The sequence below is a fragment of the Rhizobiaceae bacterium genome, from assembly GCA_023953845.1.
Taxonomy (GTDB): domain Bacteria; phylum Pseudomonadota; class Alphaproteobacteria; order Rhizobiales; family Rhizobiaceae; genus Arvimicrobium.
This window is the reverse complement of record JAMLJC010000001.1, coordinates 4,025,484-4,040,484: the sequence shown is the minus strand read 5'-3', so window position 1 is coordinate 4,040,484 and position 15,001 is coordinate 4,025,484. Positions and strand designations below refer to the sequence as shown.

General features: G+C 63.3%; 10 protein-coding genes. 6 read left to right on the top strand and 4 right to left on the bottom strand.

Annotation, left to right across the window (positions count from 1 at the left end; genetic code table 11):
• Positions 1 to 7: 7 nt before the first annotated feature.
• Positions 8 to 3,532, bottom strand: coding sequence for a DNA polymerase III subunit alpha (dnaE, locus tag M9955_19950; GenBank protein MCO5083917.1), 3,525 nt, complete (start codon positions 3,530 to 3,532; stop codon positions 8 to 10).
• Between the two features lie 225 nt (positions 3,533 to 3,757).
• On the opposite strand from dnaE, the gene M9955_19945 reads away from it, so the two are divergent.
• The 4 genes from M9955_19945 to M9955_19930 all read left to right on the top strand — a co-directional run bounded on the left by M9955_19945 (position 3,758) and on the right by M9955_19930 (position 7,273).
• On the top strand, positions 3,758 to 4,813 hold the full coding sequence (locus M9955_19945; GenBank protein MCO5083916.1) for an aldo/keto reductase: 1,056 nt from the start codon (positions 3,758 to 3,760) through the stop codon (positions 4,811 to 4,813).
• 116 nt (positions 4,814 to 4,929) lie between these two features.
• Positions 4,930 to 5,400 carry an RDD family protein gene (locus M9955_19940; GenBank protein MCO5083915.1) on the top strand — a complete coding sequence of 157 codons (471 nt, stop codon included), beginning with the start codon at positions 4,930 to 4,932 and terminating at the stop codon, positions 5,398 to 5,400.
• A gap of 149 nt (positions 5,401 to 5,549) precedes the next feature.
• Positions 5,550 to 6,302 carry an arginyltransferase gene (locus M9955_19935; protein ID MCO5083914.1) on the top strand — a complete coding sequence of 251 codons (753 nt, stop codon included), beginning with the start codon at positions 5,550 to 5,552 and terminating at the stop codon, positions 6,300 to 6,302.
• Positions 6,303 to 6,337: 35 nt separating this feature from the next.
• Complete coding sequence (locus M9955_19930; protein MCO5083913.1) at positions 6,338 to 7,273, top strand: DMT family transporter; 936 nt, start codon at positions 6,338 to 6,340, stop codon at positions 7,271 to 7,273.
• 10 nt (positions 7,274 to 7,283) lie between these two features.
• Here M9955_19930 and parC read toward each other — a convergent pair whose 3' ends face one another.
• Positions 7,284 to 9,593: a DNA topoisomerase IV subunit A gene (parC, locus tag M9955_19925; GenBank protein ID MCO5083912.1), complete on the bottom strand. Its 2,310-nt coding sequence runs from the start codon at positions 9,591 to 9,593 to the stop codon at positions 7,284 to 7,286.
• Positions 9,594 to 9,796: 203 nt separating this feature from the next.
• Between parC and M9955_19920 the strand changes: the two genes are divergently transcribed.
• Positions 9,797 to 10,987, top strand: coding sequence for a YdgA family protein (locus tag M9955_19920; GenBank protein ID MCO5083911.1), 1,191 nt, complete (start codon positions 9,797 to 9,799; stop codon positions 10,985 to 10,987).
• A 37-nt stretch (positions 10,988 to 11,024) separates the two neighbouring features.
• Here M9955_19920 and M9955_19915 read toward each other — a convergent pair whose 3' ends face one another.
• The gene (locus M9955_19915) at positions 11,025 to 11,678 is read right to left on the bottom strand and encodes a pyroglutamyl-peptidase I (protein MCO5083910.1); all 654 of its coding nucleotides are present in this window, start codon (positions 11,676 to 11,678) and stop codon (positions 11,025 to 11,027) included.
• 5 nt (positions 11,679 to 11,683) lie between these two features.
• Entirely contained in the window at positions 11,684 to 13,501 is a 1,818-nt protein-coding gene (aspS, locus tag M9955_19910) for an aspartate--tRNA ligase (protein ID MCO5083909.1), read from the bottom strand.
• 190 nt (positions 13,502 to 13,691) lie between these two features.
• Here aspS and M9955_19905 point away from each other — a divergent pair, with 190 nt between their 5' ends.
• Complete coding sequence (locus M9955_19905) at positions 13,692 to 14,936, top strand: MFS transporter (GenBank protein ID MCO5083908.1); 1,245 nt, start codon at positions 13,692 to 13,694, stop codon at positions 14,934 to 14,936.
• Positions 14,937 to 15,001 lie beyond the last annotated feature (65 nt).

Here is a 15,001-nt window from a genome sequence, read left to right as displayed (position 1 = left end):
GGCGCCCTCAGACCAGTTCGACCTCAACCACGCCCGGCACCGCCCGCATGGCGGACGCCACCTGCGGCGAGATGCGATAGCGATCCGGCAGCGCGATTTCGACCTCGCCCTGCGCTCCATCCTTGATGACGACGAAGCTCACCTGCCCTTCGCCCTTCACGTTCAACTGCGAGGCAAGCATGCTGACGGGTTTGGGGTCGCGCACGAAGATGCGCAGCGCTTTCTGCACGCGGCTGGCTTCGTCCTCCAGAGACTGTACCGCCTCTATGCGCAGGTTGACGCCTTCCGGACGGTCTTCGGCCTTGACGATGATCACGACGGATTTGCCGGGTTCGAGCAGATCGCGATACTGCGCCAGCGTTTCGGAGAACATCACCGCTTCATACTGGCCGGACGTATCGGAGAAATTCACGACACCCATCTTGTTTCCGGTGCGCGTCTTGCGCTCCTGCTTCGACGTTACCGTACCTGCCAGACGCCCAGCCGTCGCGCCGCGCTTCACGGCGACGGAGAAATCCGCCCAGTTCTGCACGCGCATCTTTTGCAGCACGGCCTTGTATTCATCCAGTGGATGCGCCGAGAGGTAGAAGCCCACGGCCTGAAATTCGCGATGCAGACGATCCGCCGGTAACCACGGATCGCAGGCCGGAAACTGGATGCGTTCCGAACGCGCGGCGGACGACGCACCGAACATGTCGATGATGCCCATCGCGGCATTCTCGTTGGCGCGCGAAGCCATGCCCATCATGCGCTCCACGCCCGCCATCATCGACGCACGATCATGACCGAAGCAGTCGAAGGCGCCGGCCATGATGAGGCTTTCGAAGACGCGTTTGCCGACGATCTTCGGATCAATGCGCTCGCAGAAATCCTCAAGACTCTCGAACTGCTTCTCCCTGCGCTTTTCCACGATGTGCTCGACCGCCGCGTCGCCGACGCCTTTGATGGCGGCAAGAGCATAGAAAATCCGGTTCTCGCCGACCTCGAAATCGCGGAACGACGTCTTGACCGAAGGCGGCACGACCTCGATGCCGAGACGGATGGCGTCCTGTCGGAAGTCAGCGAGCTTGTCGGTGTTCGACATGTCGAGCGTCATCGACGCCGCCAGGAACTCGACCGGATAATGAGCCTTCAGATAGGCGGTCTGGTAGGACACGACCGCGTAGGCAGCCGCGTGCGACTTGTTGAAGCCGTAGTCGGCGAATTTCGCCAGAAGGTCGAAGATGAAATCGGCCTGCGGCTTGCCGACGCCGCGCTCGACCGCACCGGTGACGAAGCGCTCTCGCTGCTTGTCCATCTCCGCGCGGATCTTCTTGCCCATGGCGCGGCGCAAGAGATCGGCTTCGCCGAGCGAGTAGCCGGACAGCTCCTGCGCGATCTGCATCACCTGTTCCTGATAAACGATGACTCCCTGCGTCTCCGCGACAAGATGATCGATCTTCGGATGGATCGAGGCGATCTCCTCTTCCTTGTGCTTGCGCGCGTTGTAGGTCGGGATGTTCTCCATCGGCCCCGGCCGGTAGAGCGCAACCAGCGCGATGATGTCCTCGATGCGGTCCGGCTTCATGCCGATCAGCGCCTTGCGCATGCCCGCGCTTTCAACCTGGAACACGCCGACCACCTCGCCGCGCGACAGCATGGCATAGGTCTTTTCGTCGTCCAGCGGCAGCTTCGACAGGTCGATCTCGATGCCGCGCCGCCGGATCAGCTTCACCGCCGTTTCCAGCACGGTCAGCGTCTTCAGGCCGAGGAAGTCAAATTTTACGAGCCCGGCCTCCTCGACCATCTTCATGTTGAACTGGGTGACCGGCATGTCGGAGCGCGGATCACGGTACATCGGCACGAGCTGCCGCAGCGGCCGATCGCCGATGACGATGCCGGCCGCGTGCGTCGAGGCGTGGCGATAGAGGCCTTCGAGCCTTTGCGCCATGTCGAGCAGCGTGTTGACGATCGGCTCCTTTTCCGCCTCCTCGGCGAAGCGGGGCTCGTTGGCGATAGCGTCGGCCAGCTTCACCGGATTGGCCGGGTTGGCCGGCACCATCTTGCACAGCCGATCGACCTGTCCGTAGGGCATCTGCAGCACGCGGCCGACGTCGCGCAGCACCGCGCGCGCCTGCAATGTACCGAACGTGATGATCTGTCCGACCTGATCGCGCCCGTACTTGCTCTGGACGTATCGGATCACCTCCTCGCGGCGGTCCTGGCAGAAGTCGATGTCGAAGTCGGGCATCGACACGCGGTCGGGGTTGAGAAAGCGCTCGAACAGCAGGGAAAAGCGCAGGGGATCGATGTCGGTGATGGTGAGCGCATAGGCAACCAGCGAGCCCGCACCCGAGCCGCGTCCGGGACCGACCGGAATGTCATGCGCCTTCGCCCATTTGATGAAGTCCGAGACGATCAGGAAGTAGCCGGGGAACTTCATCCGCTCGATGACGCCAAGTTCGTAGTCGAGACGCCGGCGATAGTCGTCCTCGGAAAAGCCCGGCGTCAGACCCTGCGTCCGGAACCGCATTTCCAGACCTTCATGGGCGAAGCGCCGCAACTCCTCCGCTTCCGCCTTCTCGGCCTCGGCCGGATCGGCCGTGCCGACCTTGGTGAAACGCGGCAGGATCGGCTTGCGCTTCTGCGGATAGTAGGAGCAGCGCATGGCGATCTCGACGGTGTTGTCGATCGCCTCGGGCAGGTCAGCGAACAGCGCCGACATTTCGGACTGATTTTTCAGATAGTTGTCCGGCGTCAGACGCCGGCGGTCGTCCGAGGCAACCACCGAACCATCGGCGATGGCGATCAGCGCGTCATGCGCCTCGAAAGAATCGCGCGCCGGGAAGAACGCCTCGTTGGTGGCGACGAGCGGCAGTTCGTGACGGTAGGCCAGATCGACGGTCGCCGCTTCCAGACGGCGATCGTAACCCGCCAGCCGCTCGATCTCGACATAGAGACGGTCACCGAACATCTCCTTCAGCGTAAGCAGCCGGTTTTCCGCCAGCTCCGCGTGATCGCTCTTCAACGCCGTTCCGATCGGCCCGCGCGGGCCGCCTGTCAGGCAGATGATGCCTTCCGCGCGCGTGCGCAGGTCGTCAGTGGTGACATGCACCGGCTCGCCGGGCGGCGTGTCGAGATAGGCCGCGCTCACCAGATCGACCAGATTGGCGTAGCCGGTCTCGGTCGCGGCGATCAGCACCAACGGCCTGAGTTCGGCGCCATGCCGCCGCTGCCCCACCCTGCCCTGCTGCCCCTGATCGCCGGAGAAATGCACGTCGATCTGGCAGCCGATGATCGGTTGCAGGCCCTCTTTCGTCGCCTTCTGCGCGAATTCCAGTGCGCCGAAAAGATTGTTCGTGTCGGTGACGGCGATCGCCGGCGCGTTGTCCTTCATCGCATGGCCGATGATCTTGCCGACCGGCAGCGCGCCTTCCAGCAGCGAGTAGGCCGAGTGCACGCGCAGGTGGATGAACGGCCGCAAGGCGGGCGCCGCCACCGCAACAGAGACGGCGCGGCGGATCGGATCGCGGATGGGTCGGTCGGACATCAATCAGCCATGTAGGGATTCGGACGCCCCAGTGTCGCGCCGTCGAGCCGAGAGGTCGAGTCAAACCGGCGCGATTGTCTCCGGATTCACAGGATGTGTCGCGATGGACATATCGGTCCGGACCAGACATCACCATCAAGATTCCTCTTGTGCCGCGACGCGGAAAAAAGCACGTTCCGGCCCGCCTGCCGCGCCGCCGCGGCCATCGACTTACAGGGAGACGCCACGATGGAATATCGCTATCTCGGCCGTTCGGGACTGCGGGTCTCGACCATCACCATGGGCACGATGACCTTCGGCGGCGGTGGCCCCTTCGCCGCGACCGGCACGACGCAGCAGGCGGAAGCAAGCCGTTTGATCGACCTCTGCATCGATTCCGGCATCAACCTGCTCGATACGGCAAACGTCTATTCGCGCGGCCTTTCGGAGGAGATCATCGGCAACGCGCTCGGCGGCAAGCGCAAGGGCGACGTGCTGATCGCCTCGAAGGTGCGCATGCCGATGGGTGACGGCCCGAACGATCTCGGCCTGTCGCGTTACCACATCATCCGTCAGTGCGAGGCGAGCCTGAAACGGCTGAAGACGGACGTTATCGATATCTACTACGTGCACCAGTGGGATGGTATGACGCCTCTGGAGGAAACGCTTTCCGCCCTCGAGACCTTGGTGTCGCAGGGCAAGATCCGCTACATCGGCTGCTCGAACTATTCCGCCTGGCACGTCATGAAGGCGCTGGCGATCAGCGACCGCAACGCGTGGCCGCGCTTCGTCACCCAGCAGATCCACTATACGCTGGAAGCCCGCGAGGCGGAGTACGAACTTCAACCTGTCTCCGTCGATCAGGGCCTCGGCATTCTCGTCTGGAGCCCGATCGCCGGCGGCTGGCTGTCCGGCAAATACCGGCGTGGCGACATGTCCTCGCGCCAGAGCAAAGGCTGGCGGGAGCCGCCCATCCGCGACCAGGAGCGGCTGTGGAACATCGTCGACGTGCTGGTGGAAATCGCCCAGGGACGCGGCGTGTCGCCGGCGCAGATCGCGCTGGCATGGCTGCTCGGACGGCCGGCGGTCACCTCGCTCGTGGTCGGCGGCACGTCGGAAGCTCAGTTCAGGGACAATGTCGCCGCCGCGAGCCTGAAACTGAGCGACGAGGAACGCAAGCGGCTGGACAACGTCAGCCGGCCGCCGCTTCTCTATCCCTACTGGCACCAGCACCTGACAGCGAAGAACCGTCTCGGATCCCCGGATTTCTATCTTGGCGACGATGTCGATCCCACAGCGACCTGAAGCCTGATCCGTCCGCCTGGAGAACGCTGCCAGGGCTTATTTTGAAATCCTGCGAAATCTTCCCATATGAATCGGGACGACGCGCCTACGGAAGGCACGTTTCGATTGGATGGAAGATGACGCACACTATAGACGGCGAGATACTGGCGACGCGGCTCGACGACATGCGGACCTATGAAGGCGTACGGACGCGGCGCATGCTGGCTTTCGTCGTCGACTATATCATTGTCGGTCTGTTGCTCATTCCGTTCGCGATCCTCGTTCTGCTGCTGGGCATCCTGACCTTCGGATTCGGCTGGATGCTGTTCACGCCCCTCGTGCCAGCAGTCGCGCTGATCTATGTCTGGAACACGATGGGCGGGCCGAAGCAGGCCACGATCGGCATGCGCATGATGGGCATCCGCCTTGACCGGCTCGACGGCAGGCCGGTGGACGGCCTTCTGGCCGTGGTTCATTCCGTGCTGTTCTGGGCGGCCAATGCCCTGCTGACGCCGCTTGTCCTGCTCGTGACGCTGTTCAGCGACCGCAAACGGACCTTGCATGACCTGTTGCTCGGCACGGTCGTGACACGCTCGGACATCGTCTGATCACGATCTTTGCGAGTATGTCCCGAGATCTGATGGCGCGGCGGAAACGTCGCGCTTGACGGAATCGGCATAGCGCGTAACGCTTCACCCGCCGAACGTTGAGAGCTATAGTCGACAAATCAGGTTCGCCGGGGCCAAACCGCAGCTAGATGACTCATCATTCCACCCAGTCGCCCCAGTTCTTTCTGACGGCACCGTCACCCTGCCCGTACGTGGAGGGGCAGTTCGAACGCAAGGTGTTCACCCATCTCGTGGGCGACAAGGCGCCCGAGATGAACGACCTGCTCACGCAGGGCGGATTCCGCCGTTCGCAGAACATCGCCTATCGGCCCGCCTGCGAGAATTGCCGCGCCTGCGTGTCGGTCAGAATCCTCGCGCAGGAATTCGAGATCGGCAAAAGCATGCGGCGCGTGCTGCAGCGCAATTCCGACCTGATCGGGGTGATGCACGACGCGGAGCCCTCCACCGAACAGTATTCGCTCTTCCGCCGCTATCTCGACGCACGCCACAAGCGTGGCGGCATGTCCGACATGACCGTGCTCGACTACGCGATGATGGTCGAGGACAGCCATGTCGACACCAAGGTCATCGAATACCGCCGGCGTGGCCCGGACACCTTCATCACGGGCCGCGGTACGGGCGAACTGATCGCGGTCGCGCTCACCGACAGGATGAGCGACGGCCTGTCGATGGTCTATTCGTACTATGACCCCGAGATGGAGGACCGTTCGCTCGGCACCTTCATGATCCTCGACCATATCCAGCGCGCGGTTGCCGCCGGCCTGCCCCACGTCTATCTCGGCTATTGGGTCAATGGCTCGCGCAAGATGAACTATAAGGTGCGCTTCCAGCCTCAGGAGCATCTTGGTTCCAAAGGCTGGGCGCGCTTCGGCGCGGAATAGACGTCAGTCCGCTCCCGTTCGTTCTCAAACCGCCAATGCCGGGAGCAGCATGGCGCGAGCGCCATGGCATCGTGACCACGCCTTCCCCCGATCATCTCAAAGGGCTGCTGATGACCGCGATCGGCGGTCTGGTCCTGACCTTCGACATCCCGTTGATCCGCCTTGCCGATGGTGAAGCCTGGACCATCCTGCTGCTGAGAACCGGCACGACCTTTCTCGCCGCCCTGGTGATCTGGAGCGTGTGGCGCAGTCTTTCGCCCAGGGCGCCGTCGCTGCTTCCGGGCGTGGCCGGCGCCGTCGTGGCGGCGCTCTACGGCCTCGGCTCCATCTGCTTCATCCTTGCCGTCTATCGCACGTCGACGGCGAATCTCGTCTTCATCCTCGCTTTCACCAGCATGTTCGCGGCGCTCCTGTCGTGGATTTTCCTCGGCGAGCGCCCGCGCAACGGAACGCTGGCCGCCATGGCGGCGATGGTCGTCGGGGTCCTCATCATCGTCGCCGACGGGCTTGGCTCGGGCAACATGAGCGGCAATCTGCTGGCGCTGTCGTCGTCTCTGTCGATCGCCGGCGCGATCACGATCAGCCGCCGCAGCGGGCGCGACATGGGCTTTACGGCGCTCGTCGGCGTGATCTTCCCGTTTCTGATCGCCATTCCGATGGTAAGCTCCGTCGGCTTCAGCGTGGATGCGCCATGGTGGATCATCTTCAATGGCGCGATCGTGATGCCGATCTCGTTCTTCTGCCTCGCCAACGGCCCCAAATACCTGTCCGGTCCCGAAGTGGCGATGTTCTATCTGCTGGAAACGGTACTGGCGCCAGTCTGGGTATGGATCATCTTCGACGAGGTCCCGTCGAACAATGCGCTGGTCGGCGGCACGATCCTCATCGTCACCCTCGTCGTCCACTCGATCTGGCAGATCGCGGAAGGCAGGCGCCGCGCCGCGCGCGGCAATGTCCGCCATCCGGTCTAGAGCTACGCCGTCAACCGAACTTGCCCGTTCTCGGAAAACCCTTGGGCACCATGCGGCCGGCGGCGGCGCGATTGCCGATCCATTCGGCCAGTTCCTCCTGCTTGCGCACGAAAACCCGTTCGGCCGAATCCTGCCAGGTCAGGCCCGCCTCCATGGCGAAGGTCTTCACGTCCAGCATGCCGCCGTCCTTGTACTTCTGCAGGCGGACACCCTTGCCGCGCGCCATTTCCGGAATTTCGGACAGCGCGAAGACGAGCAGCTTGCGGTTCTCGCCGACGATGGCGACGTGATCGCCCGACAGCGCGATGCAGGCGGCGCCTTCGTCCGGTGATTTGACGTTCATGACCTGCTTGCCCTTCCGGGTGTTGGCGACCACTTCCGCCTCCGGCACGACGAAGCCATACGCCTCGTGCGAGACGACGAGCAACCGCCGCTTCGGATCGTGCACGAAGGCGGTGACGATGTCCTGATCGTTCTCCATGTCGACGATGATGCGGATCGGCTCGCCATGGCCGCGGCCACCCGGCAGCCTGTCCGCGCCGATCGTGTAGAATTTCCCACCGGTGGTGAAGACGAGGATCTTGTCCGTCGTTTGCGCATGGAACGACAGCTTCAGCCCGTCGCCCTCCTTGAAACTCAGCAGCGACAGATCGGTCAGGTGCCCCTTCAGCGCCCTCAGCCAGCCCTTCTCCGAGACCACGACGGTGATCGGCTCCTTTTCCACCATGGCATGGTGGATGTCGGCGTCGTCATGGTCGGGAGCCGCCGCGAAATCGGTGCGGCGCCGGCCGATCTCGGTATCGAGGCCGAAGCGCTTCCTGATGTTGCCGACTTCCCAGCGGATCGCCTGCCATTGCTTCGCTTCCGAAGCCAACAGCGTCTCGATCTGCTTCTTCTCCGCGCTCAGGCCGTCGAACTCCTTGCGGATCTCGATCTCCTCCAGCTTGCGCAGGGCACGGAGCCGCATGTTGAGGATCGCCTCGGCCTGCGTGTCGGTCAGCGACCAGCGCGCCATCATCACAGCCTTCGGCTCGTCCTCCTCGCGGATGATTCTGATCACCTCATCGATATTGAGATAGGCGATGAGGTAGCCGGCAAGGATCTCCAGCCGCCGCTCGATCTCCGCGAGCCTGTGCTTCGAGCGCCGAACGAGCACGTCGCGGCGATGGTCGAGCCATTCGCGCAGCACCTGCTTCAGCGACAGCACATTCGGCACCTTGCCGCGTGACAGAACGTTCATGTTTAGGGGGAAGCGCAATTCCAGTTCGCTCAGCTTGAACAGCGATTCCATCAAGATCGCCGGATCGACCGAGCGGCTCTTGGGCACCAGAACGACGCGGATGTCCTCCGCGCTTTCGTCGCGCACATCCTCCAGCAGCGGCAGTTTTCGCGCCACCAGCAGCTCGGCGATCTTCTCGATCAGCTTCGCCTTCTGCACGCCATAGGGGATTTCGGTGACGACGATGTTCCAGGTGCCACGGCCCTGATCCTCCTGCATCCAGCGCGCCCGCACCCGGAAACCGCTGCTGCGGCCGGATTCGTAGGAGGAGACGATGGACGACCAGTCGTCCACGACCGTTCCGCCTGTTGGGAAATCGGGGCCGCGAACCTTGCAATCGAGCCGCGCGATGGAATCGTCCTTCATCGCCTCCCACTGCGTCGGCGACGTCATCAGATCGACAAGCGCGGCGTCCGGGTGGTCGATCAGGTGCAGCGCCGCATTGCAGAGTTCGGCCGCATTGTGCGGCGGAATCGAGGTCGCCATGCCGACGGCGATGCCCGACGAACCGTTGGCAAGGAGATTGGGAAAGGCCCCCGGCAGGACGACCGGCTCCTCGTCCTCCTCATTGTAGGTTGGGCGGAAATCGACCGCGTCCTCCGTTATGCCTTCTAGGATCGACGCCGCGACATCGGTCATGCGCGCCTCGGTGTAGCGCATGGCCGCGGCGTTATCGCCGTCGATGTTGCCGAAGTTGCCCTGCCCGTCCACCAGCGGATAGCGCATGGAGAAATCCTGCGCGAGACGCACCAGCGCGTCATAGATCGACTGGTCGCCATGCGGATGGAAATTACCCATCACCTCGCCAACGATCTTGGCGCATTTGGCGAAGCTCTGGTCCGGGTTGAGGCGCAGAATGCGCATGCCGTGCATGATGCGACGGTGCACCGGCTTCAGCCCGTCGCGCACGTCCGGCAGGGCGCGGTGCATGATCGTCGATAGCGCATAGGCCAGATAACGCTCTTCAAGCGCTTTCTTGAGGTCGACCGGCTCAACGTGATCGCCGCCGTCCGATCCGGGCGGAACAAGGCTTTTTCCCATGGTTTCGCCTAGCGAAGATGGTGATTCGCGGCAAGTGCAATAGCCTTTTCAACGTCTTCTTGACGTTGCGAAAGCTTGTATCCCGCCATTGGATTGCGTTTTGCCCGAAATTGCGCCCTATGTGCTGCCGCACGCCTTTTTCCCGTCCAGTTCTGCGCACAGGGAGGGCAGCTGGAAACCTCGAACGCTCAGGGAACACAACGATGAAACCTCAGACTTTGTCGCGGAAGCTTTTCATTACGACCTTCCTGGTGTGCGCATCGAGCAGTTGGGCTTTTGCTCAGGATATCAATGCGGTCGGGGATCGCCTGAAAGCGGTGATGGAAAATCAGGGAATGACCATCTCCTGGGCGAGTGCGAGCGGCGACGCGTCCGAAATGGTTCTCGACGGGGTCAAGGTGAGCATGGTGGGAACGCCGGGCGAGTTCGCCGTCGGCACGGTGACGCTCTCCGATATCACCGAGGAGAATGGCGGCTACAGGATCGGCTCGGTCACCCTGCCCGACTACAACATCACTGAGGACGGCGCGACGATCAACATTTCCGGCATGGAAATGGCTGGCCTGCGCCTGAGCGCCGAGGGAGCGACCGACCCGCTCGCCAACCTGATGATGTACGACACCGCCGATGTCGAGAGCCTCACGGTGAGCAAGGACGGCAAGGAATTGTTCGCGATGAAGGGCGCCCATGCCGAAGCCACGGCGCCGGCGGACGGCAAGCCTATGACCTTCGTCGTGTCCACGGAAAGCTGGAACGCCGATCTCTCATCGGTCGAGGACCCGCAGTCCAAGGCGGTGATCGAGGCTCTCGGCTACCAGACGCTGAGCGGCACGGTCGAAATGGAGGGCTCGTGGCAGCCGACAGACGGGCGCATGGCGATCTCGACCTACGACATCACGGTGAACGACGCGGGCACGCTGGGCATCACGGTTGACCTCGGCGGCTACACCCCTGATTTCATCAAGTCGATGCAGGACATGCAGAAGAAAATGGCCGATCAGCCGGCAGGCGCCGACAACTCGGCGCAAGGTCTCGCGATGCTCGGCCTGATGCAGCAGCTTACGTTCCATACCGCCTCCGTCCGTTTCGACGACGATTCGCTGACCAACAAGCTTCTGGAATTCGTCGCCAACACGCAGGGCCTGAAGCCGGCCGATATCGCCAATCAGGCGAAGGCGCTGGCCCCGATGATGCTGGCGCAGGTGGTTCAGGATCAGGCGCTGATCAAGAGCGTGTCGGATGCGGTCACGAAGTTCCTCGACGATCCGAAAAGCCTCGAAATCACGGCCGCCCCCGGACAGCCGGTGCCGTTCGCACTGATCGCTGCGGGCGCCATGTCGGCTCCGCAGGAACTGCCGAAAACGCTCGGCGTCACCGTAACTGCGAACGAGTGAACGGTTCGCCACCGATCAGGAGCAAGGGATGGCCCGGTCACGCCGGGCCATTTTCTTTCGTTGCGACATAGGCGGCGACGCAGGTGCGCAGGATGATCTCCGCACCCTCGAGCAGCATCTTCGCATCGAAAACAGGACGGATCGGGCCTATCGTGCCTTCGTCCAGCAGCGGCACATGGATGAAGCCGCTCATCGTCGGCTCGAAACCGGCGGCGCCCCGCGCCAGCGACAGGGTGAAGACCGTATTGCAGAGATAGCCGCCGGCATCGTCCGACCATTCGGCGGGAAATCCGGAAGCGGTCAGCGCCCTGTGGATCGCCTCCAGCGGCAGGCCAGAGGGCAAGGTGCCTGGCCCTTCGCAGATCGGCCCGGAAGCTGGCACGAAGCCGAGATTGTCCGCGCGCGGCTCGACGAAGCAGTTTCGGGCTATGCGTTCCAGCCTGAAACCCGCGCATCCCTGCGCCAGTCCGAAATGCACGGCGATGTCGGGCCGGAAATCCGCGCCGATCCCGCTCAGACGGGCAGCGACGGCCTGATAGGCTACCGGAAGCATCTCCGCCTTGAAGGCGCCTGTGCATGGCAGAACCGGCGGGGCCTCTCGCAAAGCCCCTACAAGCCATTCCGTCGGATTGACCGGCGCGCCCGGAAACGGCTCGAAGCCCGTCACCAGAACACGCGGCCCGGTCTCCACCGTCGTCAGGCGTCCTTCTTCTGCGGCACGACGCGCAATTGCAGCTCGCGCAACTGCTGCGGCGTCGCCTCGGCTGGCGCGTTCATCAGCAGGTCGTAGGCCTGCTGGTTCATCGGGAACATGGTGACCTCGCGCAGATTTTTCGCTCCGACGAGAAGCATGATGATGCGATCGATGCCCGCGGCCATGCCGCCATGCGGCGGCGCGCCGTACTGGAAGGCGCGATAGAGGCCGCCGAACCGTTCCTCCACCGTCTCGCGGCTAAGGCCCACCATCTCGAAGGCCTTCACCATCGTCTCCGGCAGATGGTTGCGGATGCCGCCCGACGCGATCTCGAAGCCGTTGCAGACCATGTCATACTGGAAGGCCTTGATCCCCAGCGGCTCCTGGCCGTTGAGGGCGTCTATGCCGCCCTGCGGCATGGAGAAAGGATTGTGGGCGAAATCGATCTTCTTCTCGTCCTCGTTCCACTCGAAGAACGGGAAGTCGACGATCCAGCAAAGCTCGAAACGGTCGCGGTCGACGAGGTTCAGTTCCTCTCCGGCGCGGGTGCGCGCGGCTCCCGCGAAGGACACGAATTTCTTCGGATCGCCGGCCACGAAGAACGCCGCGTCGCCATCATCGAGTCCGAGTTGCCGGCGCACGGCTTCCGTGCGGTCCTCGCCGATGTTCTTGGCGATCGGTCCCGCTCCTGCAATTTGCCAGACATCGGGCTCATTTCCGGCCGCTTCCATTTCCTTGCGCCAGAAAATGTAGCCGAGACCCGGCTGGCCCTCGCCCTGCGCCCAGGAATTCATGCGGTCGCAGAAGGCGCGGCTGCCGCCCGTCTTCGCGGGAATAGCCCATACCTCGGCGTTCGGATCGTTGGCGAGGATGTTGGCGAAGACCTTGAAGCCCGACCCGCGGAAATGCTCCGACACATCCTGCATGACGATCGGGTTGCGCAGGTCCGGCTTGTCCGAGCCGTATTTGCGCATCGCCTCGTCATAGGGAATGCGCGGGAAATTCTGCGTGACCGGCTTGCCCTCGGCAAAGGTCTCGAACACGCCGCGCAGCACCGGCTCCATGGTGCCCAGCACATCGTCCTGCTCGACGAAGCTCATTTCGAGGTCGAGCTGGTAGAATTCGCCCGGAAGGCGGTCGGCGCGCGGGTCCTCGTCACGGAAGCATGGCGCGATCTGGAAATAGCGGTCGAAGCCCGACACCATGATGAGCTGCTTGTATTGCTGCGGGGCCTGAGGCAGCGCGTAGAAAGTGCCCGGATGGATTCGGCTCGGCACGAGGAAGTCGCGCGCGCCTTCCGGCGAGGAGGCCGTCAGGATCGGCGTCGAATATTCGGTGAAGCCCGCCTCGCCCATACGCTTGCGCATCTCGGCGATGATCTTCGTGCGCTGCACGATGTTCCGGTGCAGCGTGTCGCGGCGCAGGTCGAGGAAGCGGTATTTGAGGCGGATGTCCTCCGGGTAGTCCGGTTCGCCGAATACCGGCAGCGGCAGTTCCTTGGCCGCCGACAGTACTTCGATGTCACGGGCAAAAAGCTCGATCTCGCCGGTCGGCAGGTTGGGGTTCACGGTCTCCGGCGTGCGCGCCTTTACCTCGCCGTCGACGCGAATCACCCACTCGCCGCGCACCGTCTCGGCGGTTTTGAATGCCGGCGAGTCCGGATCGGCGACGATCTGCGTCAGGCCGTAGTGATCGCGCAGGTCGATGAACAGAAGTCCGCCATGGTCGCGGACCCGGTGCACCCAGCCAGACAGGCGGACGGTGTCACCGACATTGGTCTTGCGCAATTGCGCGCAGGTATGGCTGCGATAACGATGCATTTCCTGATCTATCCGAAGCTCGGCTGACGCCGGCGCGTCGGGCGCCGGCCTGAAATCGCGCGGAAAAGCGCATGCAAGGCCGGTTTTGTCAAGGAAAAGGCGGTCTGTTGGCCCAACACAGGTGGAATTGCCTGTGGCCGTCCGGCAAGTGCTCGCCTATACAGTCCGGACTCGGAGTGTTCCGGCCCGCATGTCTTCCATCAGACCGCTCATTCCCCTGCTGATCGCCGCCGGCATTCTTCTGGGCGGCAACGGTCTCCAGGGCACGCTGATCGCACTGCGCGGCGCCAAGGAAGGGTTCGAGCCCGCCACCATCGGCCTGATGGGCACGGCATATTTCGGCGGCTTCCTGCTCGGCTGCCTCGCCGTCACACGCATAATGAAGGCGGTCGGCCATGTCCGCAGCTTCGCCGCGCTTGCCGCGCTCGCTTCGAGCGGCACCCTGCTGCTGGTCCTGATGATCGATCCTTATGTCTGGGCGACCATCCGCTTCCTCACCGGCTTCTGCTTCGCCGGTCTGTTCACGGTCATGGAGGCGTGGCTGAACTCCGGCGTGCGCAACCAGGACCGCGCGCAGGTTCTCGCCGTCTACCGGATGATCGACATCGGCTCGGTCACCGGCGCCCAGTTCCTGATCCCGGTTTTCGGCGCCGAGGGTTTCGCCATCTTCGCCATCATGTCGATCATGATCACGCTTTCGCTGGTGCCGGTGTCGCTCGGCGACCGCTCGAATCCCGCCCCGCCCGAGGAGGTCAAGGTCGACCTGCCGCGCGTCTGGAGGATCTCGCCGCTCGGCTGCATGGGCTGCATCATCGTCGGCCTTTCGAACAGCGCGTTCCGCAGCCTCTCGCCCGTCTACGCGGAACAGCTCGGCATGTCGGTCGCGGACGTAGTGACCTTCGTCAGCGTCGGCATCATCGGCGGCGGCATCATCCAGTATCCGCTGGGCTATCTTTCGGACCGCTGGGACCGCCGCAAGGTGCTGCTGGTCACGACCATCGGTTCGCTTGTCACCGGCCTGGCGCTCGGCCTCTTCGCCGGCGGCGATCCGCTGGTGAACTTTGCCCTCGTCTTCATCTTCGGCTCTTTCGCCATGCCGATGTACTCACTGTCGGCCGCCCATGCGAATGACCGCGCCGGACCCGGCGAGTTCGTCCTCGTGAACGCCGCGCTCATGCTCTTCTATTCGTTCGGCGCCATCGGCGGGCCTTTCGCGGCGGCGACGTTCATGCAGTGGTTCGGTCCGACGGCGCTGTTCTTCTTCACCACAGCGATCTATGCCGTCTTCACGGTGCTCATCATCTATCGCATGGGAGCGCGGGCCAGCGTGCCCTCCGGCGCACGCGGCAAGTTCACGGCGCTGCTCAGAACCTCGACCATATTCGCCAAGCTCGCGCGAAGACCCGAAAGCCACGACAAAGACGAGCCGGGATGACCTGCCACTTGACGAAGGCGTGATGCTTGCGGTTTAGGATTCGCCGCAGAATATCGGATACGCCA

What these genes read in the sequence shown, in the direction of transcription:
- M9955_19940 (MCO5083915.1), top strand. Translation starts at nt 4,930, where the DNA reads ATGACGCACACTATAGACGGCGAGATACTGGCGACGCGGCTCGACGAC.
- M9955_19935 (MCO5083914.1), top strand. Translation starts at nt 5,550, where the DNA reads ATGACTCATCATTCCACCCAGTCGCCCCAGTTCTTTCTGACGGCACCG.
- M9955_19945 (MCO5083916.1), top strand. Translation starts at nt 3,758, where the DNA reads ATGGAATATCGCTATCTCGGCCGTTCGGGACTGCGGGTCTCGACCATC.
- M9955_19920 (MCO5083911.1), top strand. Translation starts at nt 9,797, where the DNA reads ATGAAACCTCAGACTTTGTCGCGGAAGCTTTTCATTACGACCTTCCTG.
- aspS (MCO5083909.1), bottom strand. Translation starts at nt 13,501, where the DNA reads ATGCATCGTTATCGCAGCCATACCTGCGCGCAATTGCGCAAGACCAAT.
- M9955_19905 (MCO5083908.1), top strand. Translation starts at nt 13,692, where the DNA reads ATGTCTTCCATCAGACCGCTCATTCCCCTGCTGATCGCCGCCGGCATT.
- M9955_19930 (MCO5083913.1), top strand. Translation starts at nt 6,338, where the DNA reads ATGCCGGGAGCAGCATGGCGCGAGCGCCATGGCATCGTGACCACGCCT.
- parC (MCO5083912.1), bottom strand. Translation starts at nt 9,593, where the DNA reads ATGGGAAAAAGCCTTGTTCCGCCCGGATCGGACGGCGGCGATCACGTT.